This window comes from Actinoplanes sp. NPDC051537 (assembly GCF_055586105.1).
The window spans coordinates 156,754-181,594 of record NZ_JBVJIU010000009.1; the positions used below are offsets into that span (position 1 = coordinate 156,754).

General features: G+C 71.3%; 20 protein-coding genes. 6 read left to right on the forward strand and 14 right to left on the reverse strand.

The annotated features are described in order from the left end of the window. Positions 1-27: 27 nt before the first annotated feature. Positions 28-489 carry a BON domain-containing protein gene (locus ACZ6TB_RS23185; protein WP_465556805.1) on the reverse strand — a complete coding sequence of 154 codons (462 nt, stop codon included), beginning with the start codon at positions 487-489 and terminating at the stop codon, positions 28-30. 10 nt (positions 490-499) lie between these two features. Then, entirely contained in the window at positions 500-1,114 is a 615-nt protein-coding gene (locus tag ACZ6TB_RS23190) for a TetR/AcrR family transcriptional regulator (protein WP_465557241.1), read from the reverse strand. Positions 1,115-1,212: 98 nt separating this feature from the next. On the opposite strand from ACZ6TB_RS23190, the gene ACZ6TB_RS23195 reads away from it, so the two are divergent. Next, complete coding sequence (locus tag ACZ6TB_RS23195) at positions 1,213-1,623, forward strand: GlcG/HbpS family heme-binding protein (protein ID WP_465556807.1); 411 nt, start codon at positions 1,213-1,215, stop codon at positions 1,621-1,623. 49 nt (positions 1,624-1,672) lie between these two features. Here the strand turns inward: ACZ6TB_RS23195 and ACZ6TB_RS23200 are convergent, their stop codons facing one another. Next, a complete protein-coding gene (locus tag ACZ6TB_RS23200; protein ID WP_465556809.1) occupies positions 1,673-3,412 on the reverse strand; it encodes a M28 family peptidase in 1,740 nt (579 codons plus the stop codon). A gap of 83 nt (positions 3,413-3,495) precedes the next feature. Then, on the reverse strand, positions 3,496-4,518 hold the full coding sequence (locus ACZ6TB_RS23205) for a glycoside hydrolase family 5 protein (RefSeq protein ID WP_465556811.1): 1,023 nt from the start codon (positions 4,516-4,518) through the stop codon (positions 3,496-3,498). A gap of 163 nt (positions 4,519-4,681) precedes the next feature. On the opposite strand from ACZ6TB_RS23205, the gene ACZ6TB_RS23210 reads away from it, so the two are divergent. Beyond that, positions 4,682-5,812 carry an alkane 1-monooxygenase gene (locus tag ACZ6TB_RS23210; protein WP_465556813.1) on the forward strand — a complete coding sequence of 377 codons (1,131 nt, stop codon included), beginning with the start codon at positions 4,682-4,684 and terminating at the stop codon, positions 5,810-5,812. Here ACZ6TB_RS23210 and ACZ6TB_RS23215 read toward each other — a convergent pair. Next, positions 5,809-6,600, reverse strand: a complete 792-nt coding sequence (locus tag ACZ6TB_RS23215) for a SigB/SigF/SigG family RNA polymerase sigma factor (protein ID WP_465556814.1) — start codon at positions 6,598-6,600, stop codon at positions 5,809-5,811. The genes ACZ6TB_RS23210 and ACZ6TB_RS23215 overlap by 4 nt on opposite strands. 68 nt (positions 6,601-6,668) lie before the next feature. After that, positions 6,669-8,780, reverse strand: coding sequence for an MMPL family transporter (locus tag ACZ6TB_RS23220; RefSeq protein ID WP_465556816.1), 2,112 nt, complete (start codon positions 8,778-8,780; stop codon positions 6,669-6,671). 127 nt (positions 8,781-8,907) lie between these two features. On the opposite strand from ACZ6TB_RS23220, the gene ACZ6TB_RS23225 reads away from it, so the two are divergent. After that, a complete protein-coding gene (locus tag ACZ6TB_RS23225; protein ID WP_465556818.1) occupies positions 8,908-12,360 on the forward strand; it encodes a PQQ-dependent sugar dehydrogenase in 3,453 nt (1,150 codons plus the stop codon). A 6-nt stretch (positions 12,361-12,366) separates the two neighbouring features. Here ACZ6TB_RS23225 and ACZ6TB_RS23230 read toward each other — a convergent pair whose 3' ends face one another. Beyond that, complete coding sequence (locus tag ACZ6TB_RS23230) at positions 12,367-13,245, reverse strand: NADP-dependent oxidoreductase (RefSeq protein ID WP_465556820.1); 879 nt, start codon at positions 13,243-13,245, stop codon at positions 12,367-12,369. A 155-nt stretch (positions 13,246-13,400) separates the two neighbouring features. On the opposite strand from ACZ6TB_RS23230, the gene ACZ6TB_RS23235 reads away from it, so the two are divergent. Beyond that, positions 13,401-15,035, forward strand: coding sequence for a glycoside hydrolase family 27 protein (locus ACZ6TB_RS23235; protein ID WP_465556822.1), 1,635 nt, complete (start codon positions 13,401-13,403; stop codon positions 15,033-15,035). Between the two features lie 6 nt (positions 15,036-15,041). Here ACZ6TB_RS23235 and ACZ6TB_RS23240 read toward each other — a convergent pair whose 3' ends face one another. Together ACZ6TB_RS23240 and ACZ6TB_RS23245 are read right to left on the reverse strand one after the other, a co-directional pair. Further along, positions 15,042-15,791, reverse strand: coding sequence for a hypothetical protein (locus tag ACZ6TB_RS23240; RefSeq protein ID WP_465556824.1), 750 nt, complete (start codon positions 15,789-15,791; stop codon positions 15,042-15,044). Positions 15,792-15,831: 40 nt separating this feature from the next. Beyond that, a complete protein-coding gene (locus ACZ6TB_RS23245; protein ID WP_465556826.1) occupies positions 15,832-16,230 on the reverse strand; it encodes a winged helix-turn-helix transcriptional regulator in 399 nt (132 codons plus the stop codon). Positions 16,231-16,336: 106 nt separating this feature from the next. Between ACZ6TB_RS23245 and ACZ6TB_RS23250 the strand changes: the two genes are divergently transcribed. After that, the gene (locus ACZ6TB_RS23250) at positions 16,337-17,239 is read left to right on the forward strand and encodes an NADP-dependent oxidoreductase (RefSeq protein WP_465556828.1); all 903 of its coding nucleotides are present in this window, start codon (positions 16,337-16,339) and stop codon (positions 17,237-17,239) included. A gap of 9 nt (positions 17,240-17,248) precedes the next feature. On the opposite strand, the gene ACZ6TB_RS23255 is transcribed toward ACZ6TB_RS23250, so the two are convergent. Next, positions 17,249-18,829, reverse strand: coding sequence for a sensor histidine kinase (locus tag ACZ6TB_RS23255; RefSeq protein ID WP_465556830.1), 1,581 nt, complete (start codon positions 18,827-18,829; stop codon positions 17,249-17,251). 248 nt (positions 18,830-19,077) lie between these two features. Between ACZ6TB_RS23255 and ACZ6TB_RS23260 the strand changes: the two genes are divergently transcribed. Then, positions 19,078-20,739: a hypothetical protein gene (locus tag ACZ6TB_RS23260; protein ID WP_465556832.1), complete on the forward strand. Its 1,662-nt coding sequence runs from the start codon at positions 19,078-19,080 to the stop codon at positions 20,737-20,739. Positions 20,740-20,858: 119 nt separating this feature from the next. Here the strand turns inward: ACZ6TB_RS23260 and ACZ6TB_RS23265 are convergent, their stop codons facing one another. Genes ACZ6TB_RS23265 through ACZ6TB_RS23280 form a run of 4 tightly spaced genes read right to left on the reverse strand, consistent with a single transcriptional unit; the run spans position 20,859 to position 24,816 of the window. Continuing rightward, positions 20,859-21,875: a zinc-dependent alcohol dehydrogenase family protein gene (locus ACZ6TB_RS23265; RefSeq protein WP_465556834.1), complete on the reverse strand. Its 1,017-nt coding sequence runs from the start codon at positions 21,873-21,875 to the stop codon at positions 20,859-20,861. A gap of 40 nt (positions 21,876-21,915) precedes the next feature. Continuing rightward, the gene (locus ACZ6TB_RS23270; RefSeq protein WP_465556836.1) at positions 21,916-23,091 is read right to left on the reverse strand and encodes a multidrug effflux MFS transporter; all 1,176 of its coding nucleotides are present in this window, start codon (positions 23,089-23,091) and stop codon (positions 21,916-21,918) included. Between the two features lie 29 nt (positions 23,092-23,120). Then, positions 23,121-23,549, reverse strand: a complete 429-nt coding sequence (locus tag ACZ6TB_RS23275) for a hypothetical protein (RefSeq protein ID WP_465556838.1) — start codon at positions 23,547-23,549, stop codon at positions 23,121-23,123. Between the two features lie 10 nt (positions 23,550-23,559). Then, positions 23,560-24,816, reverse strand: a complete 1,257-nt coding sequence (locus ACZ6TB_RS23280; protein ID WP_465556839.1) for an ABC transporter substrate-binding protein — start codon at positions 24,814-24,816, stop codon at positions 23,560-23,562. Between the last annotated feature and the right edge of the window lie 25 nt (positions 24,817-24,841).

Here is a 24,841-nt window from a genome sequence, read left to right on the forward strand (position 1 = left end):
GGCGGCTCGCCGCCGCCGGCGCACCCCTCAGCTTTGGCGGGTGCCGTCGGTGAGCGGCGGGTTCAGGAAGATGTCGTTCTGCACGTCGACGACGCCGCTCACGTCACCCGCGATGCGGACCGCCTCTTCGCGCTGATGCTCCGCGTCGACGGTGCCGCTCAGCAGCACGGTGCCCTCGTCGGCGGACGCGTCGACGCTGCCCGGCACCGCCCCGCTCAGGCTCAGCGCGTGCAGCACGTCGGCGCGCAGCTCGGCGTCGGCCCGCCGGTGCTCGGTCAGCAGGCGTACGTCGATGATGTTGTCGACGGCGGTGACCCCCTCGACGCGTTCGGCCGCCTTCTGCGCCTCCCGCTTCTGCCGGAAGCTGCCGACCGTCCCCCGCAGCAGAACCTCCCCGCCGTCGGCGACGACGTCGATGAGCGTGCCGTCCACTTTGGGGTCCGCGGACAGCTCGGCGGCAACGTTCTTGGCCAGTTCTTCATCGGTCACGGCGGTCACGTTACTCAATCCCGCGCGCTCGTGGGGGCAGCGCGAGCCCGACGAGCTTGGCCAGGAATCGGTCGGCCTGCTCGGGGAAGGGCGGCCACGGCAGGTCGGGCTCGTTGATCCGCAGGGACAGCATGCCGATGACGGCCGTCCGCAGATCGAGGGCGACGGTGGCGGCGTCCCCCGGCGTGGCAAGACCGGCGTCCATGCAGCGCTGCACCGCGGCCGTGGTGCGCGTGAACAGGACCTCCTTGAACGGCATGCCGACCTTGCTCTCGTGCATCACCTTGTAGAGGCCGGGATGCTCCTGCACCCAGGCCGCCTGCGCCAGGATCCGGGCCCGCAAGCCGAGAGCGGGATCCTGATGCGCGGCCTCGGCCTCGTCCGCGGCCTCGACCATCTCCGCGTGGCAGCGTTGCATGGTCGCCGCGACGAGCGCGTCGCGGTCGGGAAAGTACAGGTAGACCGAGGTCGGGGAGATCGACACCGCGCGGGCGACCGCGCGCAGCGACAAGGTCTCGTCGTCGGCCAGGTCGCCGAGCATCCGCGCGGCGGCGGAAATGATCTCCTCCCGCAGCCGCTCCCCCTGCCCGCGCGCGTTGGGGCGGCGAGGGCCGGCGTCGTCCATCACACGATCATCCTAGCTTCGGGGGCTTGCGCCGCGGCCGCATGACGATACGCTCGTTCATGCAAGGACAGCTGTCCACCTAACTCGAGGGGATCGCCATGCCGCTAACACTCCAAGAGGCTCTGACCGTCATCGCCGGCGCACACGAGCGCGCCACCAAGCTGGACGCCCAGGTCACGGTCGCCGTCGTCGACGAGGGCGGCCACCTTCAGGCCCTCGGCCGGATGACCGGCGCCGCGCCGCTCTCGGCTCAGATCGCCGAGACCAAGGCGGCCAGCGTCGCCCTCTTCCGCCGCGACGGCGCCGTCCTGCGCAAGATGCAGGAGACCTCGCCCGCCTTCTTCGCCCAGCTGGATCAGGCCGTGCGGGTGCCCATCCTGGTGGGCGCCGGCGCGGCGCTCATCCGGCGGGGAGACACCGTCCTCGGCGCGCTCGCGGTGAGCGGTGGAATGGCGCCGGGGCAGGACGACGAATGCGCCGAGGCCGCGCTCACCGTCCTCGCTCCCTGATGATCGATGCCGCAGGGCGGGCCCGCCCTGCGGCATCGTCCGGCCGCGGTCAGCTGACGGTGAGCCCGGTGTCGTCGATGACGAAGGACGTCTTCAGCGACGAGTCCTCGGTTCCGGTGAACTTGAGGGTGACGGTCTGTCCGGCGAACGCGGCCAGGTTGTACGAGCGCAGGCTGTACGCGCCGGCGTTGAGGTTGGAGAAGACCTGCAGCGTGGTGGTTCCGGCCTGCACGGTCAGCTTGTCGTACTGGCTCGTGGTGGTCGTCTCCGCCGTGCTGATCTTCAGGTAGAACGACAGCGTGTAGGCGCTGCACCCGGCCGGCAGGGTCACCGACTGGGACAGGGTGTCGGTGTGGGTCGAGCCGTAGCCGTCCAGCCACGCGTCGCGGGTGCCGGTTCGCGGCGCCCCGTCGCCGGTGTTCGCGCCGATGACTCCGGTCGTGGCGGTCCACGGTGTCGTCCCGCTCTCGAAGCCGGGGTTACCGAGCTTCTGGCCGGCGCCGGTGCAGCCGCCGGTCCCGTTGACGGTCAGCGTGTACGAGGCGGTGTGGGTCGCGGAGCCCGTCCCGGTCACCGTGATGGTGTAGGAGCCGGGCGCGGCGGCCGTCGTGGTCGTGACGGTCATGGTCGACGATCCGCCGGACGTCACCGACGCCGGGCTGAACCCCACCGAGACCCCGGCCGGAGCACCCGAGCTGGTCAGCGCGACGGTCTGCGCGCTGCCCGAGGTGGTGGCGGTGTTCACGGTGGCCGTGGCCGAGGAGCCCGGGTTCACCGCGCCCGCGCTCGGGCTCAGCGACACCGAGAAGTCGTTGGCCGGCGAGGTGCCCGTGGTGAGGGTCCAGAGGGCGTACTCCTCGGCGTTGGCCCAGCGGCCCAGCGACGTACCGTTGATGTTCGATGGGTAGGAGTCGCACGCCTTGTGGTAGCAGGAGTCGTACGCCTGCCCGGCGGTGCCGCCCCACTTGGTCACCTGAGCGCTGGTCTTCGTGAAGCTGGCCCCGGTGGAGTTGATCGAGGACGGGATGCCGGCGTTGCGGAACGAGCCGTCGTCGCTGCAGCATTCGGTCGACGTCTCGGTGGGCACGTTGATCGAGGTGAAGTACTCGCGCAGCTTCACGGCGATCGCGTCGGTGCCGGTGACGAAGTAGCCGCCGTTGGTGGAGGCGACCATGTCGAAGGTGCCGTACGCCTTGATCGCCGTCTTCTGGGCCGTGGTCAGCGAGTTGACGTAGAACTTGGAGCCGATCAGCCCCTGCTCCTCCCCGGCCCACCAGCCGAACCGGAGGTGGTTGGTCATGGTCGGGTTGTTCGCGGCCATCTGGAGCGCGGCCTCGAGCAGCGAGGCCGAACCGGAGCCGTCGTCGTTGATGCCCGGCCCCGCCGACACGCCGTCGGAGTGGGCGCCGAACATGTAGGTGTTGCTGGTGTTGCCGCCCGGCCAGTCGGCGATGACGTTCTTCGCCGAGCCGCTGCACGTGGTGCATGTCTGCAACGTGACGGTGAAGCCGGCCGCCTGCAGCTTCTGCTGCAGATAGGTCGTCGTCGCGGTGTGACCGGCGGTGCCGGTGGCCCGGTTGCCGCCGTTGCTGGTGGCGAAGGTCTGCAGCTGCTGCAGGTGGGCGTTGACGTTGTTGACATTGACGGTCGGCGGAGCGGCCAGCGCGGAAGCGCGGAGAGCCGGCAGGGATGAGCCGGGCGAGGCCGCCGCGGGCGGGGCGCCGAGCGCCAGCGATGCCGCGACGAAAACAGCTACGGCAGGTCCTGCCGTCACCGTTCTGGGTCTCATGAGGGGCTCCTATGGTCAAGGCCGATTCACGGCTGGCCGTAGGAGAACAGCAAGAGGCCACCAGGCACAAGATATCGAAACACTTATATCCCCCAGCCGTACCGGATCCGGCTCGCGCCGCTGCTGTTGCGGACGGTCAGGGTCTGGCTGGTGCCGCTGCCCGAACGCGAGTACATCGAGTACGGGTCCCAGGTCTTCCCGGACGCGATCTTGCCGCCGATGGCCGGCCAGTAGACGGCGCCCATGCCGAGGGCACGCTCGCGTTCGGTGACGGCGCGAAGGTACCGGACGAAGTTGTCGGTGCTGCTCGCGTTGTTGTAGTTGAGGCCGTTGTCCATCTGAGCGCCGTACTCGGTCATGACCGCCCGGGAGGCGCAGTTGCCGAGCCGGGTGCCGAAGTCGGCGAGCCAATGGTCGTACGTCTTCGTGCCGTAGAAGAACGCGTAGTAGTGGTAGGCCAGCAGGGTGCCGTTGAAGCGGCTGTCGTTGCAGAGGTCCCGCAGATCCTGGCTGTAGCCGGTGCCGCCGATCAGGATCCGGCCCTTCGGGACCGAGGAGTGGGCGCCGAGCCACGAGGCGGCGAAGTTGCGCCAGTCGGCCGAGCTGTAGCCGTGCGGCTCGTTCATCGGCTCGAAGTAGACCTGGCTGTTGGAGCCGTAGGCCGCGATCACCGTGTTCCACATCGTGGTGAAGGCGCCCGTGTTGGTGATCTTGCCGCCGGCGGCCGCGCCGTCCTCCCAGTAGGCCAGGATGACCTTGAAGCCGCGGCCGGTCGCGGCGTCGATCGTGCCGCGGTAGGCATTCCACCAGCTGGTGCCGGTGTCCTGGGTGTTGATCGGCAACCGGACGGTGTTGACCCCCAGGGCGGCCATGCCGTTGTAGATGGCGGTGGCCTTGGCCTGGACGGTGCCGTAGCTGTCGGTGCTGCTCAGTCCCTCGAGGACGTGGGTGCCGGTGGTGAAGTTGTCGCCCACCCGCGCCCAGTTCATGCCCTTGAACTGGCTGGTGGCGGCGCTCGCCGGCGAGGCGCCACCGACGGCGGCGACCGAGGTCAGCGTCGCCGCGGCCACAGCGCCGCCGAGGATTCGGCGAAGTTTGCTGGTCAATGTCTCGTCCTTCCCCACGGGTCTGCGCCGGGATGACGGCCCCGTGCCCGGCACCACTTTGGTAAGGCACCCGGGACGGACGGCGCGACATCTCGAACCGATGCGGCCACAAACAGACACAACCGAACTTGACACGGAGGCCTTCCGTGTAAAGCATCGACGGATGGAGATTGCCGTCCTCCCCTGGCGCGACACCAAGCGCCCGCTCTGGCCCCTCGCCCTGGTCGTTCCCGTGCTGCCGTTCGCGTCCGCGCTGCTGGCAACCCTGTCCGGCTCGCCGTGGTCGTGGTGGCTGACGCCGCTGGTCGTCTTCGGCGTCATCCCGCTCATCGACGTGCTGATCGGCGACGACCGCGCCAACCCGCCCGACGAGGCGGTCCCGGCCCTGCAGGCGTCGCCCTACTACCGCTGGATCACCTATCTGTTCCTGCCGGCCCAGTTCGCCGCGCTCGTGCTCACCTGCCTCGCCTGGGCCCACGGACCGGGCATCGCCGGCGGCATCGGCCTCGCCCTGACCGCCGGGGTCGTCAACGGCATCGCCATCAACACCGCGCACGAGCTCGGCCACAAACGCGAGGCGGCCGAGCGCCGGCTTTCCAAAATCGCACTGGCGCCCACCGCGTACGGGCATTTCTTCGTCGAGCACAACCGAGGGCACCACGTCCGCGTCGCCACCCCCGAGGACCCGGCCAGCTCGCGACTGGGCGAGACGTACTGGCGATTCTGGCCGCGTACCGTGCTCGGCAGCCTGAGCTCCGCCTGGCGCCTCGAGACCGCGAAGCACCGTCTGCGCGGCCGCAGCCCCTGGACCTGGCGCAACGACATCCTCAACGCCTGGGCCATCACCGTGGTCCTGTGGGCCGCGCTCGCGCTCGCCATCGGGCCCGTCACGCTGCCGTTCCTGGCGATCCAGGCGGTGATCGGCTTCTCGGTGCTCGAGGCGGTCAACTACCTCGAGCACTACGGGCTACGCCGGCAGCGCGTCGACGGCGGCCGCTACGAGAAGGTCGACCCCCGGCACAGCTGGAACAGCGACCGGCTCACCACCAACGTCTTCCTCTTCCAGCTGCAGCGGCACAGCGACCATCACGCCAACCCGCTGCGCCGCTACCAGACGCTGCGCAGCTTCGACATCTCCCCGCAACTGCCCGCCGGCTACGCCGGCATGCTGCTGCTGGCCCTGATCCCGCCGCTGTGGCGCCGGGTGATGGACCCGCGGGTCATCGCCCACTACGGCGGCGACGCCACGCTGGCCAACACCGTCCCCGGCTATCGCGCCCGGACGAACGCCTAGCGGCCGTCGATCAGCACGCGCAGCTTCCCCAGGGCCTTGGCCAGCAACCGGGAGACATGCATCTGGGAGATGCCGATCTGCTCGGCGATCTCGGCCTGGGTGCGGTTGCCGTAGAAACGCAGCGAGAGGATCTTCTGCTCGCGCTCGGACAGGGCGGCCAACGCCGGTCCGAGCGCGATCCGCAGCTCGGCCAGCTCGAACTCGTGATCCTCGGCCCCCAGGGTGTCGCCGAGCTCCCGCCCGGCCTCGTCACCGATCGGGGTCGACAGGCTGGTGGCGCTGTAGGCGCGGGCCCCTTCGAGCCCTTCGAGCACCTCCTCCTCGGTGACGCCGAGGTGGACGGCGATGTCGGCGACGGTCGGCGCCCGGCCGAGGCGGTGGCTCAGCGCGTTGTTCGCGGCCGTGATCGACATCCGCATCTCCTGCAGCCGCCGGGGCACCCGGATGGCCCACGCCCGGTCGCGGAAGTGGCGCTTGACCTCGCCCAGGATCGTCGGGACGGCGAACGCGGCGAAGTCGACGCCGTGACCCGCGTCGTACCGGTCGACCGCCTTGATCAGGCCGACCAGCGCGACCTGCACGAGATCGTCGGCGGGCTCACCCCGGCCGACATAACGGCGCGCCAGGTGCTGCGCCAGCGGAAGCCACGCCTCGATGACCCGGCGCCGCAGATCAGCACGGGCCCGATCGGCGGTATTCATGGCGGCGAGCGCCTGGATCAGCGCGCCCGCCTTCTCGGTGTTCCAGTCGGCGGTGCTGCGGCGTGCGGAAATAGCCGAAACCTGCATCAAGGCTCTCCCCTGACAGTGCGGTCCCCGCCGCCGCTTGCCAACATAGCCGTTCGGGCAGGCGAACGCTAGCCGAAAGTATGAGTCCCGGGCGTGGCGTGCCGTTCGTCACCGCGGCGCAACCGGCGCATCGGGGCCGGCGCCCACCAGTTCCACTCGCCGAGCAGGCTCATCACGGCCGGCAGCAGCAGGCCGCGGACGACCGTGACGTCCAGCAGCAGCGCGACCGCCATCGCGAAACCGACCTCCTTGACCGCGATCAGGTCGCCGAGCAGGAAGCCGAGGAACACCACGCCGATGCACAACGCGGCGGCGGTGACCACCGGCCCGGACTTCTCGAGGCCGGCCCGGACGGCGGCGTCGCCGGCCGGGGCGCGCCGGTCCCACTCCTCCTTGATCCGGGCGAGCAGGAACACCTCGTAGTCCATCGAGAGCCCGAACACGAACACGAACAGCAGCACGGGCGTGGTGACGTCGATGGCGCCCCACGAGGTGAAGCCGAGCAGGCTGTCGCCGACGCCCCACTGGAACACCACGACCAGCACGCCGAGCGTGGCGAGCAGGGTGAGCGCGTTCATCAGCAGCGCCTTGACCGGCACCACCAGCGAGCCGGTCAGCACGAACAGCAGCACCGCCGTGGACAGCAGGACGACCAGCAGCGCGAGCGGCAACCGGCCGGCCACCGCGTCGCGGTAGTCGACCAGCTCGGCGGCGGCGCCGCCGACGAGCACCGGGAACGGCGGGTTCAGCGCCCGGATCGCGCGTACGACGTCGCGGGAGGTCCGGCCCGCGGTCTCGCCCTCCGGCGTGACGTCGACGACGGCCGCCCCGGCGATGTCGGGGCGCGGTTCCATCCGCAGCACGCCGTCCAGCGCGTTGAGCGTGTCGAGGAAGTCGCGGGCCGCGGCCGGATCGGCGTCGACCACCACGACGATCGGGTCGGCCTGGCCGCCGCCGAAATCGCGCTGCACCGCCTCCTGCAGCTTGCGGGCCTCGGCCGTGGCGGGCAGCGCGCGGGCGTCGGAGTTCTCCAGGTTGACCCCGAACAGGAACGGCAGCGACAGCACGAGCAGACCGGCCGTGACGGCGAGAGCTACCGGTTGGGGCCGCCGCTGCGCGAAGTCCGCGAGGCGCAGGAAGAACGCCGCGCGGAAGCGGGAGGGCCGGGCGCGCGGGATGCGGCGGTGCGTCACGGCGATCAGCGCGGGCACCGCCGTCAGCCCGGCCAGGGTGGCCAGCAGCACCGCGACCGCGCCGCCGAGCGCCATCGCGCCGAGCAGCGGGTCGCCGAACGCGGCCAGCCCGGCCATCGCGGCGCCGACGGCGAGGCCGGAGATCAGCACGGTGCGGCCGGCGGTGGCGGCGGTGCGGGCGATCAGGTCGGCGACCGGAGCATCGGGGGCGGCCTCGCGCTCCTCCCGGAACCGGGCGATCACCAGCAGCGCGTAGTCGACGGCGAGCCCGATGCCGAGCAGGGTGACCACGTTGACGGTGAACTCGCCGACCGCGGTGAGCGCGGTCAGCCCGAACAGGCCGAGCAGCGTCACCGACACGGTGGCCAGCGCGGCGGCGAGCGGGATCAGGCCGGCCACGAAACCGCCGAGGATCAGCACCAGCACGACCACCAGGACGACGATCGCGACGGTCTCGCCGCGGGCCGCGTCCGCGATGGCCAGATCGGCGAACGCGCGCTCGGCCGGCTTCTCCCCGCCGACCAGCACCTCGGGCGCGTCGATGCGGTGCAGCGCGCCGGTGACCTCGTCCTCGACCCGCTCCCGCCGGTCGTCCGGCAGGCCGCGCTCGAGCTCGACCCGGATCAGCGAGCTCCGGTTGTCGGCGCCGATCCGGCCGCCCGGCGCGCTGTACAGGTCGTCGACCCCCGCGACGCCGTCCATCCGGCGGATCTCGCCGGTCACCGTCGTGACGTCGTGGACCAGCGCCTGGTCGTACACGTCGCGTCCGCCCACGACCGCGACGACGACCGGGCCCTCGGGCTTCAATTGGCCGACCCGCCGGTCCGCGCGCTGCGACTCGGCGTACGGCCGCAGATTGCTTGTCGTGGTGAGACGGTCGAAGACCTGACCGCCGAGGACGACGCCGGCGACGGTCAGAACCAGCCAGACGCCCAGCACCGGCCACCGCCGGCGGGCACACCAGCGGCCGAGCGCGGCGAACGTCACCGGGGAATGCAAGCACCTTCGCCGGCGCGACGCCAGACGCCGATCGATGGACAGTCGGGTCCGAACAGCCGAGGCCCCGATTCACAGCGTCCTCATAGGATTCGGCCAAACGGGGAGGGGAACGCACATGTTCCGGCGTGCGCTGAGCGGGTTCGTCGCGTTGGCGGCAGTGGTGACGATGACGTCGTTCGTCGGTGCGCGATCCGCGTCGGCGGTCGCGCTGCCGACCGGCTTCCAGGAACAGGTCGTCTTCAGCGGCCTCAGCTCCCCCACCAATCTCGAGTTCTCGCCGGACGGGCGCGTCTTCGTCGCCGAGAAGGGCGGCCGGATCAAGGTCTTCGACGACCTCGCCGACACCACCCCGACGGTGTTCGCCGACCTGTCGGCCAACGTGCACAACCAGTGGGACCGCGGCCTCCTCGGGATGGCTCTGGCGCCCAATTTCCCGGCCGACCCGTACATCTACGTGCTCTACACCTACGACGCCCCGCCCGGCCGGACCGCTCCGGTCTGGAACGACGTGTGCGCCAACGCGAACGACGGCACCTGCGTGGTCACCGGCCGGCTCTCCCGGCTGCGGGCCGACGGCGACACGATGACCGGCAGCGAGCAGGTGCTGCTGACCGACTGGTGCCAGCAGTTCCCGAGCCATTCCATCGGTGACCTCGCCTTCGGCGCCGACGGGATGCTCTACGTCACCGCCGGCGACGGCGCGAGCTTCAACGCGGTCGACTACGGCCAGTTCCCGGCCGGGGCGCCGACCAACCCGTGTGCCGACCCGGCCGGCGAGGGCGGGGCGCTGCGCGCGCAGGACGTCCGCACCACCGGCGACGAGACCCAGCTCGACGGCGCGATGCTGCGGCTCGACCCGGCCACCGGCGCCGCCGCGCCCGGCAACCCGAACATCGGGTCGGCCGACCCGGACACGCGCCGGATCGTCGCCCACGGGCTGCGCAACCCGTACCGGATGACGATGCGGCCGGGCACCAGCGAGCCCTGGGTCTCCGACACCGGATGGAACACCTGGGAAGAGGTCGAGCGGCTGGTCAACCCGACCGCGGCCGTCACCAACTTCGGCTGGCCGTGCTGGGAGGGCAACGCGAAGCAGTCCGGCTACGACAGCGCCGACCTGCCGATCTGCGAGACCCTCTACGCCGCGCCGGCGGGCACCCACACCCCGCCGTTCGTCGCCTGGAACCACGCCGGCAAGCTGGTCGCGGGCGAGGCCTGCCCGACCGGCAGCTCGTCGTCGACCGGCGTGGCGTTCTACCCGACGGCCGGCGGCCCCTACCCGGCCGCGTACAACGGCGCGGTCTTCTTCGCCGACTACTCGCGCCGGTGCATCTGGGCGTCGCTGCCGGCCACGCCGGGCGGCCTGCCCGACCCGGCCAACCTGCAGACGTTCGTCTCCGACGCGGCCGGCCCGGTCGACCTCGAGGTCGGCCCCGGCGGCGAGCTCTACTACGCCGACCTCGGCGGCACCATCCGGCGGGTGCGCTACTACCCGGGCAACCAGCCGCCGAGCGCGGTCATCGACGCGACGCCGACGCAGGGCCCGGCGCCGCTCACCGTGACGTTCAACGGCGCCGGCTCCACCGATCCGGACCCGGCCGACGAGGGTCGCCTGCGCTACGCCTGGGACTTCACCGGCGACGGGGTGACCGACTCGACGTCGCCGACCGCGTCGTTCACCTACGCCACGGTGGGCTCGTACACCGCGCGGCTGACGGTGACCGACACACTGGGCGCGACCGGCACCAGCACGGTCGGCATCACGCCGGGCAACGAGGCGCCGACCGCGGTCATCGACACGCCGGCCGCGAGCACCACCTGGAAGGTCGGCGACACGATCGCCTTCTCCGGCCACGCCACCGATCCGCAGGAGGGCACGCTTCCCGCGTCCCGCCTCGACTGGGACCTGGTCATGCACCACTGCTCGGCGCCGGACACCTGCCACGAGCACGACATCCGCCGCTGGACCGGCGTGGCGTCCGGATCGTTCGAGGCGCCCGACCACGAGTATCCGTCCTATTTGGAGCTCAAGCTGGTGGCCACCGACCAGGGCGGCCTCACCCACACCGTGACCCGCCGGCTCGATCCGAAGACCGTCGACCTGACCTTCACCACGGTGCCGTCCGGGCTCCAGCTCACGGTCGGCTCCTCATCGGGATCAACGCCATTCTCCCGTACGGTGATCCAGGGCTCGATCAACTCGGTGTCCGCGCCATCGCCGCAGGGCACCTCGACGTTCGCGTCGTGGTCCGACGGCGGGCCGCAAACCCACGTCATCACCGCGCCGGCGGTGGCGACGACGTACACCGCGACGTACTCGACCGCCCCGGCGCCGCAACGGATCGGCTACACCCAGGCCGGCGCGTCGCTGGACACCGGCGACGCGAACCACATGAACGGCTCGCGGTTCGTCACCGGCTCCGGCCCGGCCACGGTCAGCTCCATGTCGGTGTACCTGAAGGCCGTGCAGCCGGCCCCGAACAACCAGTACCAGCTCGCCATCTACGCCGACGCGAACGGGTCGCCCGGCGCCCGGGTGGCCACCAGCACGTCGGGCACGCTGACCGCCAACTCGTGGAACACGCGGCCGATCAGCGCGACGCTGGCCGCCAACACCGCGTACTGGCTGATGTACAACACCAACGGCGACAACAACCTGAGCTACGACGCGGGCACGGCCAACCAGGGCGCGTGGAGCAACGCGACGACGTTCGGCACCTGGCCGGCCACCTTCGGCACGTCGAGCCGGTGGAACGCGAAGTTCTCCATCTACGCGACCACCGGCCCGGACACCGCCGCGCCGACGGTGACCTCGACGACTCCGGCCGGCGGCGCCACCGGCGTGGCCACGAACGCGCCGATCACCGTGCGGTTCAGCGAGGCCATGGCGGCGGCGACCATCACGCCGGCGAACCTGGAACTGCGCGGCCCGGGCGGCACGCTCGTCAACCGCACCGTCAGCTACGACGCGGCCGGCCAGGCGGCGACCATCACGCCGTCGGCCGCACTGGCCGCCGCGAGCTCGTACACGGTGACCGTCCGGACGGGCGTGACCGACACCTCGGGTAACGCGCTCGCGGCCGACCACCAGTTCTCGTTCACCACCGCCGACCCGAGCGCCCCGCGGTTCGGGTACGACCAGGTGGGCGGCTCGCTGGACGCCGGCGACGCGAACTACATGAACGGTTCGCGCTTCGTCAACGGCCCGACCGCGCTCACGGTGAGCCAGCTGTCCGTCTACCTCAGGACGGTGCAGGCCGCGCCGGGCAACCAGTACCAGGTGGCGATCTACGCCGACGCGAACGGCTCGCCCGGCGCCCGGGTGGCCACCAGCACGTCGGGCACGCTGACCGCCAACTCGTGGAACAGCCGGCCGATCACGGCGACGCTGGCCCCGAACACCGCGTACTGGCTGATGTACAACACCAACGGCGACAACAACCTGAGCTTCGACACCGGAACGGCCAACCAGGGCGCGTGGAGCAACGCGACGACGTTCGGCACCTGGCCGGCCACCTTCGGCACGTCTTCCCGCTGGACCGCGAAGTTCTCCATCTACGCCTCGTAGCGGCGCTCAGCCGACCGTCAGCACGAGCTTTCCGCGCAGCCCGCCGGCCAGCACGCGCCGGTGGGCGTCGGCCGCCTCGGTCAGCGGCATGGTGCCGGCCACGCGCGTGCGCAGCCGGCCCGCCGCCACCTGCGCGACCAGGTCGGCCAGCAGCTCGCGGTCGAGGTGGATGAGCTGCAGGTCTTGTCGCACGCCACGCTGCGGGAGAACGTCCGGCGTGGGGCGGGTGGCGACCACGACGCCGCGGTCCTGGACGACGGCCGTCGCCGGGGCGCCGAGGGGAACCGCGTCGAACACCGCCGCCACCGGCCCGACCGCGGCCAGGTCGGCGGAGCGAGAAATGACCTCGTGGGCGCCGAGGCTGTGCACCCACTGCTCGTCCCCGTCGGCGGCCTGGGCCAGGACGTGGTAGCCGCCCTGCACGGCGAGCTGGGTGACGAAGCCGCCGACACCACCGCTGGCGCCGGTGACCAGGAGCCGGCTGCCGGCCGGAAACATGTCGCGGGAGATCAGGGCCAGCCCCTGGTGTGCGGTCTGGGCGTTGAGCGGCACCGAGGCGGCGGGCACGAAGTCGAGCCCGTCCGGCAGTGGCACCAGCCAGCCCGCGTCGGCCGCCACGAGCTCGGCGTAGCCGCCGGGGGCGCCCCGGGTCAGGTACCACGGGATCATCCCGGCGACCCGGTCGCCCACCCGGAACTCCGCCGTGCCGGGGCCGACCGAGGCCACCTCGCCGGCGATGTCCCACCCGGGCAGGAACGGTGTCGGCACCGGCCCGCGGGGGATCTCTCCGGTGGTGGCGGCCACGTCGGCCGGATGCACACACACCGCGCGGACTCGGACGACCACCTGCCCGGGCCCGGCCTCGGGCTCGGGCAACTCCGTCACCTGCAAAACCTCGGGCCCGCCAAGCGCGGCCGCCACTACCCCCAGCATTCGTCCACTATAGAGCCTGCAGGCGCGTACGTATTGCCCCGGGATTGCGGCCATGTTAACGTTCACAATCATCGCTGTCGATGCACGTGGGCGAGAGGAACGGCGCCATGATCTTCCGTAGGCTCGGCCGGGGCGCGCTCGCTCTCGGGCTCGCGATCGCCGCCACCGCGATCGCCATCGCCTTCTCCCCGGCGCCGGTGACGGCCGCGCCGAACAACGTGGTCGGCACGCCCCCGATGGGCTGGGCGTCGTGGAACACGTTCGCCGCCAAAATCAACTACAGCGTGATCAAGGGGCAGACCGACGCCCTCGTGTCGGCCGGCCTCAAGGACGCCGGGTACCAGTACGTCAACATCGACGAGGGCTGGTGGCAGGGCACCCGCGACTCGGCCGGCAACACCACCGTCGACACCGCCGAGTGGCCCGGCGGCATGGCCGCGATCGCCACGTACATCCACAGCAAGGGCCTCAAGGCCGGCATCTACACCGACGCCGGCAAGAACGGATGCGGCTACTACTACCCGACCGGGCGGCCGGCCGCGCCGAACTCCGGCAGCGAGGGCCACTACGACCAGGACTTCCTGCAGTTCTCGAAGTGGGGCTTCGACTTCGTCAAGGTCGACTGGTGTGGCGGCAACGCCGAAGGCCTGAACCCGCAGACCGCGTACACGTCGATCAGCGACTCGATCGCCCGCGCCACCGCGCAGACCGGCCGGCCGATGGCCTTCTCGATCTGCAGCTGGGGCAACGGAAGCCCGTGGAACTGGGCGCCGGGCATCTCGACGATGTGGCGCACCAGCACGGACATCATCTACTACGGCGAGAGCGCGTCGATGGACCGGGTGCTGGCCAACTTCGACTCGGCGCAGCACCCCACCGCCCAGAGCGCCGGTCACTACAACGACCCGGACATGCTCATCGCCGGCATGCCGAGCTTCACCGCGGCGCAGAACCGCAGCCACGTCGGCATGTGGGCGGTCTCGGCCGCGCCGCTGCTGGCCGGCAACAACCTGGCCACGATGAGCGCCGACACCAAGGCCATCCTCACCAACCGCGAGGTCATCGCCGTCGACCAGGACCCCCTCGGCAAGCAGGGCGTCAAGGTCGCCGAGAACGTCTACAGCAAGACCCTGGCCGGTACGGGCAAACGCGCCGTCCTGCTGCTCAACCGCGGCAGCGCCACCGCCTCCATCACCGCCAACTGGGCCTCGATGGGACTGACCGGCTCGGTCGCCGTGCGGGATCCGTGGGCCGGCAGCAACCTCGGCTCGTTCACCACGAGCTACACCGCGAGCGTCCCGGCCAAGCAGGCCGTTCTCCTCACCGTCACCGGCGCCGAGGGCGCCACCCCGCACACCGGCCCGATCAAGGGCGTGCAGTCCGGCCGGTGCCTCGACATCAACAACTCCAGCACGACCAACGGCACGCAGGCGCAACTGTGGGACTGCAACGGCCAGAGCAACCAGTCCTGGACGTACTCGTCGACGGCCAGGACGATCACGGTCTACGGCACCAAGTGCCTCGACGCCTACAACAACGGCACCGCGAACGGCACCCAGGTAGTCATCTGGGACTGCAACGGGCAGACCAACCAGCAGTGGACCGTCAACACCGACGGCACCATCCGGGGTGTGCAGTCGGGGTTGTGCGTGGACGCCAGCGGCGCGGCCACCGCCAACGGCACGAAGATCGTGTTGTGGAGCTGCGGAACCGCGGCCAATCAGAAGTGGACCCTGACCTAATCAAGATCAATCAGGCAGGCGTACGCCGAATCCGTGCACGATCGGGGCGGCGACGCAGAGCAGCGCCAGGGTGGCGGAAGCCAGCACGCTCATCATCGCCGCCTGCCGGGCGCCGGAGTCCCGCAACGTTCCCGCCGCGAGAATCCCGGCGCCCCAGGGCAGCGACCACCAGAGCGTGAACTGGCCGGCGGCCGTGGCGCTCGTGTAGTTCCAGTGCGCGCACAGCAGAGCCGGCACCAGGACGGCGACCGCCGCGCTCGCGGGGATGCTGCCGACGACCTGAGCCGTCCGCGGTCGCTGCCCACCCCGTCCGGTGCGGTACAGCAGCACACTGACCACGACGGCGGCGGCCGCCACCGCGCCCAGGATCACGGCCGCCGACGATCCGGTGGCCGCCCGTTCGTGGCTCGCGCCGTCCGCCCCGGCGAAGTTCCACCAGTCGCGGTGGGCGACCACGGCGATGCCGCCCACCTGGAGGGCGGCGAGCCCGGCCGCCACCGCCGCGACGCGCGCCGCGGCCACCTTTACGGCGCCGGCCACCCCGGCAACGGCGATCACCGCGATCAGAACCGGCAACATCGGCGGGTACGGCGTCAGCTGAGCCGGGCCCTGATGGCCCGCGGGGTAATCGCTCCAGCTGGCCGGCGTGGCGAGAAGAGCGGCCGCCGCGCCGCCCAGCGCCGCGAGCACACTCCCCCACCACCGGGCCGTCGGTGCCGGCAGCGTGGGTAGCGACGTTCCGAGGCGAAGATCCACGCCGTGATCAACGAGCCGGTCGCCCGGCGGGATGCGTTTTTCAGGAGCGGGCGTCGAAATCCGCGCGGGCCTCGAAGACGCGGTCCATGTGCGTCTCCGCCCAGTCCTTGATCGCCACCATGACCGGGAACAGCTCGTGGCCGAGCGGGGTGAGCGCGTAGTCGACCCGGACCGGCACCGAGGCGGTCACCGTGCGGGTGATCAGGCCGTCCCGCTCCAGCGTTCGCAGGGTCTGGGTCAGCATCTTCTGGCTGACGCCGGCGATCCGGTGGGCGAGCTCGCCGTGCCGCTGCGGGCCGCCGGCGAGCGCCGGGATCACCAGGGCGACCCATTTGTCGGTGAGCCGGGACAGCAGCTCACGGGTCGGACAGCCGTTCAGGAAGGCGTCGTAGTCACGTTTGGCCTGCTCACGGCGTTCCGCTGCGGTCGTTGTCGCCATCGCGCCCTCCTTCGGGTTCCCTAGGCACTTTACGGTACCTACTTACTTCTGGTGCCCTCGATTTGTACGTTCGTGATGATCAAGCGGTCCGATGAAGGAGACGACGATGCGCGCAGTCAGGTATGCACAGTTCGGCGGCCCGGAGGTCCTGCACGTGGCCGACGTGCCGGTGCCCGAGCCCGGACCGGGGCAGGTGCGGGTGCGGGTCGCCGCGTCCGTCGTGCACCCGGTCGACCTGATGGTCCGCGCCGGCCGGTTCCCGGCGCCGCTGCCGACCGCCCTGCCCTACACGCCGGGGTGGGACGTGGCCGGCACCGTGGACGAGGTCGGCCCCTCGGTCGGCGAGTTCACGGTCGGCGACCCGGTCATCGGCTTCTCGCCCTGGCTGCAGACCACGGTCGGCGCCCACGCCGAGTACGTGGTGCTCGACGCCGCCGGGCTCACCGCCGCGCCGCACGGCGTCCCGGCCACCGAGGCGGCGACCCTGCCGACCAACGGCCTCGCCGCCGCCCAGGCCCTCGACCTGCTCGCGCTCCCGGCGGGCTCGACCGTGCTCGTCACCGGCGCCGCCGGCCAGGTCGGCGGGTTCGTCCTGGCGCTGGCCCGGGCGACCGGCCTGCACGCCACGGGACTGGCCGGCGACGGCGACCGCGAGTTCGTCGAGTCGCTCGGCGCACGCTTCCGGTCCCGCGCCGACGAGCCGGCGGGGACGTTCGACGCGGTCATCGACCTCGCGGTGATCGGCTCCGCGCTGCTGGATCTCATCCGGGACGGCGGCGGCTACGTGGCGGCGTCGCCTCCGCTTCGCCCGGAACCGGTCCGCGGAATCCGGACGTTCGCACTGGAGGTGACGCCGGACGGCTCCCGGCTGAGCGACCTGGTCAAGCTCGTCACGAGCGGCGACATCCCGCTCCGGGTCGCCGGCGTGTACCCCTTCGCCGAGGCGGCGGCCGCCCACGACCGGCTGGCCCGGGGCGGCGTGCGCGGCGGCGTGGTGGTCGTCCCCTGATCGCGGCGGTCAGCGCTCTCGGTGGGCCAGGGCCGGCGACGCCGGTGTTCCGGGGCTCCGCTGGGCGCGGGGCAGGCGCAGCACGAAGCGGCTGCCGTGCGGGACGACGTCCTCGTACCAGACCTGTCCCTGATTGGCCTCGGCGAGCAGCTTGGACAGGTACAGCCCGAAACCGGCGCCGGTCCTCTCTCCGCACGGCTTCGCGGCCTGGGTGAAGCGGTCGAACAGGTGGGCGACGAAGTCCGGTGGCACGCCGTTGCCCTCGTCGGTGACGGCGAACCTGACCTCGTTGCCGGTGTCGTCGAGGGCCGCCGACACGTGGATGTCGCCGGGGCTGTACTTGACCGCGTTCGTGACGAAGTTCGTCAGCACCTCGTGCGTGTGCACCGGGTCGGCCCACACGGCCGCGCCGGGCGGGCAGCAGCTGACGCTCACTCGCGTACGAGCCTGCTTGGTCAGGTTGTCGGTGACCCGGGTCAGCGCCTGCTCGACCGGCAGGGCGACGGGCTGGGCATGGATCTCGCCCGGCTCGGCGCGACAGAGCACGAGCAGGTGCGCGGCCATGTCGAGCAACTGGTCGACCCGGTCGCCCAGCGCCTGGACGGCGGCGCGCCGTTCGTCCTCGGTGATGGTGGCCCATTCCTGAGTCAGTTCCTCGGAGTAGGCCGAGATCACGGCGAGAGGCTGGTTGATCTCGTGGGTGAGCGTGGCGATGACGTCGCTCTTCCAGTTGCCCGCGGCCTCCAGGTCCGCGGCCCGGCGGCTCAGTTCGCGGTGCGCCCGGTCGAGATCCTGATGGGCTCCCGAGAGCCGGCGATAGAGACTGGCGGTTTCGGCGAGCAGGGCCACCAGCACCACGCCGGAGGAGACCAGCAGGGCCACCCGGGCCGCGTAGAAGCCGAGCGTGTAGCGGTGCGGGGCGGCCAGGTACAGGATCGCGCCGGCCAGGGAGGAGCTGATCGCCACCACCACCCACCGCTCCACCGGTGGCCGGCGGCGCAGGCCCCTGGTCACCACCAGCACACCGCTCGCCGTCGCCAGGAGAGCCACCCACACCATCCATCGACCGGCCGGGGTCTGGGTACCGCTCTGATAGAGCCGGGGCAGCCGGTCCGGGGCGCCGACGACGAGGCCGGTCACCGCGACCACCAGCGCGAGCACGGCGGCGGCCACGACCGCGGCGGCGAGCCGCCGCCGGCGCCGGGCCCGCTCGCGCAACCGGGCCGGGAGCGCCGCGACGATGCCCTGTTGCGCGGCCACCAGCACCGGGAAACCCCAGAAGACGAGCAGAGAAAGCCACGGCGAGCAGACCTCGGCCCAGTCCGAGCCGGCGCCCGAGCTCTGGATCCCGGTGAAGACGACGGCGTACGGCACCATCATCATGCTGGAGTAGAGGTACGCCGACGAGAGGCCCAGCGTCGCCGGCCGGCCGTCGGCCAGGAACTGCTGCACCAGCAGATGGGCGGTCAGCAGATCGGCCGACGCCATGAGGACGAAGAACGCGATGATCAGGTTCGGGTGAACGGCCAGGCGGTGGCCGGCGATCGGCACGATGGCCAGCGCGACCGCGACCACCGTGATCGCGTACACCCAGAGACCTCGGCGTACCGGGAGCTCCTCCGGCCGTTCCGCAACCCTCCCGGGGCCCACGGCCATCGCCTCCCACGCGTCACAGATCCCCAGGTCAAAGGCTACCTGGGTGGACCGCGTGGCTTGCCCGAATTCGTGGATGGCCACGATGCGCCCTCACCTGGGATGATCTTTCGGTGACGCCGGGGTCACGGAGGGTGCCATGGCCGCTAACCTCGTCTCGATCACCTCGTCACCGAGAGAGTCTGATGAACACGTTGCACGGGAGAACGGCGCGGACGGTCGGCGCGGCGACGGCCGCGCTCGCAGCCCTGGCCGCGATCACCGTGGCCGCCCGGCCGGATCTGAACGGCGATGTGCGCTACGCCCTCGGCGGCATCGAGACGGCCGGCCGGGGCGGCGTCAGCATCTGGGACATCTTCGTCTCCCGGCCGCTCGCCTACAAACTGCTGATGGCCGTGCTCGACAAGGGCCGGATCGTGGTCGTCGGGGGAACGTCGTCGAACGCGGCGAACCTGGTGATCCGGATCGAGACGTACGTCGTGATCGTCGCCGTCATCGCCGTGCTGTTCCTCGGTGTCCGGCGCTTCGCCGGACCGCGGACGGCGGCCGGGATCGCGGCCGCCACCGGCCTGGCGCTGCTCATCGCGCCGCCCTGGCACTTCCTCGAGCCCGACTGGGTCGCCGCCCTCCTCGCCGTGCTGACCATCGGCGCCGCGCTCGCGCCCCGGCAACCGTGGCTCGGCGCGCTGCTGGCCGGCCCGGCCGCGACACTGGTCGTGGCGGTCAAGGCGTCCACCTTCCCGATCGCGCTGATCGCCCTGATCGTCATCTTCGTGCTCGACCGGCGCCGCGCCGCGTGGACGGCGCTGTCCACGGTCATCTTCGTCGCGCTCTGGTACGTGCTGACCAAGCACTTCCAGCCGTGGGAGTGGACCTGGCTGAGCGACCTGGCGAACCTCGTGCACAGCCGGCCGCAGGGGATCCACCTCGACGACCTGCGCAAGTTGCGCTTCTCCGTCGGTGATCTGGCGGTGCTCAGCCCGGTCGTGGCGCTGGCGCCGGCCGCGGCGGTGGCGATCGTCCGCCGCGAGCCGGGCCGCCGGCTGTGGACGGGCCTGCTGATCGCCGTCGTCGCGGGCGCGTTGTCGCTGGCTCCGGCGTACGGGCAGGGCGAGTTCTTCAACTACCACTTCGCGTCGACCGTCGTGCTCGCCGCCGGCGTGTGCGGCGCCGCCTTCGCGCTCTGCCCCGGCGTCCGGTTGCCGCTGGCCGCCGCCACGGTGCTCGTCACCGTCCTCAGCCTCGTGCTGCTGCACCAGCCCGCCTCCTGGCGCCTGGCCCACGCCGGGCCGGTGGTCTGGGCGTACGAGCTCGGCGCTCTTGTCCTGGCGATCGCCGCCTGGTTCCTCGCCGACCGGTCGAAGGTGCCGGTGCCGTGGCCCGTCGGCGTGCTCGCGCTCTGCTTCGCGCTGCTGCCGCCCGTGCTGCCGGGCTTCCCGTACACGTTCGCCACCTACGACTACCAGGTCCGCGTGGGCCGCTCGTCCGACGCGGCCCTGGTCGCCCTCAGCAAACGGCTCGGCCCGGACAGCCACGTGCTGTACCTGACCTACGGCACCGTCAACCACGGCATGGGCAACCCGACAAGCTGCCGATACCCGTCACCGCTGTGGTTGCAGCGCGCGGCCGGCACCCCGCGGATGCGCACCCGCCCCAGCTACGCCGACAACATGCGCTGCCTGACCGAGGACAGCGACGCCAGATACCTGGTCCTGCAGACCGGCTGGTTCAATCTCGACCGGTCGTCCCCCGAGGTCCGGGCGCTGATCGACCAGCGGTTCGACTGCTCCCCGCCGGCCCGCATCCCGGCCCCGCCACCGCTGCGCGTCTGCCCGGCCCGGGAGTAGACCGGGTGGGCGGGCCGAAGCCGACGATCACGCGGGAAGATGCTCCTGACCTCGAGCGGCGCGACGAGAACATGAGGTCGTGCAGCCTCGCTCATCGCGCCTCGGCTCGGGTGTTCTCGTCAGGGACGCAGGAGGACCTTGATGGCGCGGCGCTCGTCCATCGCCCGGTAGGCCTCGGCGGCCTGGTCGAGGGGCAGCTCGAGATCGAAGACCCGGCCCGGGTCGATGGTGCCCCGCAGGATCAGGTCGATCAGATGCGGGAGATATTCGCGTACGGGTGCGGGTCCGCCGTGCAGGTGGACGTGGGAGAAGAAGAGCTCCCGGCCGTCGAGCTCGACACCGTGCGAGACGCCGACGTAGCCGACGTGACCGCCGGGCCGGGTCGCGCGGATGGCCTGCATCATCGACTCCTGGGTGCCGACCGCCTCGATGACCGAGTGCGCGCCGAGCCCGCCGGTCAGCTCCTTGACCTTGGCCACGCCGTCGTCGCCGCGTTCGGTGACGATGTCGGTCGCGCCGTACTCGCGGGCCAGGGCCTGCCGGTCGGCGTGCCGGGACATCGCGATGATCCGCTCGGCGCCGAGCTGCCGGGCCGACAGGATGCCGAGCAGCCCGACGGCCCCGTCGCCGACGACCGCCACGGTCCTGCCCGGGCCGGCCTGGGCGGCGACGGCGGCGAACCAGCCGGTGCCGAGCACATCGGAGGCGGCCAGCACCGAGGCGATCTGCCCCGGGGACGGGTGCTCCGGCGTGGCCACCAGCGTGCCGTCGGCCAGCGGAACCCGCAGGTATTCGGCCTGGGCGCCGCGGACGCCCTGCCGGTGGACGCAGCCCGACTGGTAGCCGGCCCGGCAGATCTCGCAGGTGTTGTCGGAGGCGAAGAACGAGCCGACCACGAACTGGCCGGGCTCGATGCCGGTGACGGCCTGGCCGACGGCCTCGACGACGCCGACGTACTCGTGCCCCATCGCGGTCGGCTCCTTGACGTTCTCGGCGCCGCGGTAGGCCCACAGGTCCGACCCGCACACGCAGGCGGCCACCACCTTGATGATCGCGTCGGTCGGCTCCTGGATCGCGGGCTTGTCGCGCTCCTCGACGCGTACGTCGCCGGGGCCGTGAATGATGGTTGCTCGCATGACGTTGTCCTCGTGGTCGGGTGATGAACGGACAGAGGGGTCAGGTGGTACTTGCCAGGGTCGCGAAGGTGATGGCGGCCAGGGCGACGCAGACGGTGGTGACGATCCCCAGGGGCAGGATGGCGCCGGCGCCGGCGATGCCGACCAGCGGCGCGGCGATGCCGCCGAACCCATACCGCACCACGCCGAGCAGCGAGGAGGCGGTTCCGGCCATCCGCGGATACTCGGCCAGGGCCAGGGTGGTCGACGGCGTGCTGGTGATCGACCCGCCACTGGCCAGCGCGAACAACGAGGCGAGGACGACCACGACGGGTACGTCGACGAGCCCGGCCAGCAGGAGGCCGAGCGCGCCGGTCGCGGCCGTCGCCAGGCCGGCGTACAGGGTGCCGCGCAGGCTCCACCGCTCGGCGGCACGGGCGGCGAGGAATCCGAACACCACCGATCCGGCCGAGTTGAGGCCGAACGCGTACGAGTACTGCTGCGGGGAGAGCCCGTAGTGGCCCTGCAGGACGTACGTCGCCCCGGCCAGGTAGGCGAACAGCGCGGCGAACACCAGGCCCAGGTTCAGTACCGCGCCGACGAAGACCCGGTCACCGATCAGGACCCGGAAGTCGCGGCCGGTCTGGGCCAGGCCACCCGTCGTGCGGTGAGCGCCTGCGAGGGTTTCGGGGAACGCGGCCAGCGTCACCGCGAAGAGGAAGGCGCCGATCGCGGCGAGAGCCACGAACAGCCCCCGCCAGTCGGTGAGCCGCGCGAGCTGCCCGCCCAGCAGCGGGCCGACGATCGCCGCGCTGCTGCCCATCACGGTCAGCCGGCCGTAGAAGCGGATCAGGCGGGGGCCGGAGTACACGTCGCGCCCGGCGGCCGAGGCGATGACGATGCCGGCGCCGCCGGCGAGGCCCTGCACCAGCCGGGCGAGCACGAGCAGCTCGATCGTCGGGCTCAGCGCACACAGCAGGGACGTGACGATGTACGCCGCGATCCCGGCGATCAGGATCCGACGCCGGCCGAACCGGTCCGACAGCGGCCCGGCGATCAGCTGCCCCGCGGCCAGCCCGATCAGGCACGTCGTCATCGTCAGCTGCGCCGCCGAGGGCACCGCGCCGAGCTCCACGGTCAGGGCGGGAAGCACCGGAAGGTACAGGTCCATCGAGATCGGCCCGAACACCACCAGCATCACCAGCAACACCGGCAACAACCGGCGCGCGGGAGCCACCGTGGCAGCGGGCTCACGTCTTATGACCGTCACCTGACGCACAGATCAACCTCACCAACTTCACCGGGGGACGCCGCCTCACCCATGAAAGCCCTCCGGGAGGGGTTACTGGGAGGGCTTGTCAGGACCCCCCAGCGCGAGTTCCTGATCTCACGCCGGGCCGGAGGCAGCGCCTCGCTCCACTCGAAGTTGTCGAAGGCGGACCAGTGCAGGTACACGGCCCAGCCCATCTGGGTCAGCCGGTGGCCCGGTGGCGGCGTCCCGAACCGGGTGGGTGAGCCCGGGTCGACGCACTGTTGGCGGTAGTACTGCACGCCGAGCCAGTCGCCGCCGTCGGTGAACGTCGGGATCGCGTCCGGCGCCAGCCATCCTCCGCGGGCGGCGAACCAGCGCGGCAGCGTGAAGTGGTGCAGGGTGACCAGCGCCGTCATCCCGGTGTCGCGCAGCGCGGTCAGCACCCGCGTGGATTCAGGATCCGGCCTTGTAGTCCTGATCCATGGCGGCGAGCACCTTGTCCGGGGTGGACTGGTTGCTGAAGATCTCCTGCAGGCCGCTCAGCATGGTCTGCTGGACCTTCGCGTTCGGCCACAGCTGGTCCATGAACGGCACCGTCTTGTTGTCCTTGACGTACGTCGTCAGCTCGGTCAGGCCCGGGTCGACGGTGGTGCCGGCGCCGGCGAGGGTGGGCAGGCTGCCCTGGGCCTCGTTGAAGGCTTTCATGCCCGCGGGCGACATGACGAAGGTGATGAACTTCAGCGCCAGCTCCTTGTTCTTGGCCTTGGCGTTCACCCCGTAGCCGGCGCCGGCCGCGGCGGGCATCAGGAAGCCGGCCGGGTCGTCGGTGGCCGGCAGGGCCCGCATGCTGAAGCTGCCGCCCGGGTTCTTGCCCTTGAGCAGGGCGACGACCCAGTTGCCCTGCACGATGCCGAGCGTCTTGCCGGTGGCGGCGAGCGTCTGGCTGGCCTCGTAGCTGGTGCCGAGCGGGTTCTTCTGGAAGCAGCCGGCCTTGTTCATCTCCTGGTACTTGGCCATCGCGGTGGTCCACGGCGAACTCGCGAAGGTGGCCTGGCCGGCGGCCATCTTGGTGGCGAAGTCCTTGTCCGGTCCGAAGACCGTGGTGGCGACCAGCGCGTACAGGACGAGTTGGGTTACCCAGTTGTCCTGGATGCCGAGCGCGTACGCGGGAGTCCCCTTGCCGGCGGCGGCCTTGCAGAAGCTCAGCAGCTCGGTCCAGGTGCCGGGTGGGGTGAGGCCGGCCTTCTTCATGGCGTCGTCGTTGTAGACGGCGCCGATGCCGTTGAGGCCGAACAGCGCGTTGTACGTCTTGCCGTCGTACTGGGCGACGGTCTTGAACGAGTCGGGCAGCTGCGACGCCCACGGCTGATCGGAGAGGTCGAGCAGATAGCCCGGCTTGGCCAGCACGTAGGTGGCGCCGGGGTTGCCGTTGCCGGGCCAGACGGTCATCACGTCCGGCGCCGTCCCGGACGCCAGCTGGGTGCGGATCTGCTGCTGGTACTGGTCGGCGCCGGCGGTCGTGAGGTTGACGGTGACGCCCGGGTTGGCGGCCTTGAACGCGTCGACCACCTTCTCGATCGAACCCTGGTCGACCGAGGCGATGGTCAGCGTCTTGTTGTCGCTCTTGCCGGAGGTGGCGTTGGTGCCACCGCTGCAGGCGGCGGCGAGGGTGACGGTGGTCAATGCGGCGACGAACGCGAGTTTTCTCATCAGTTTGTCCTTTGTCGGAGGTGCG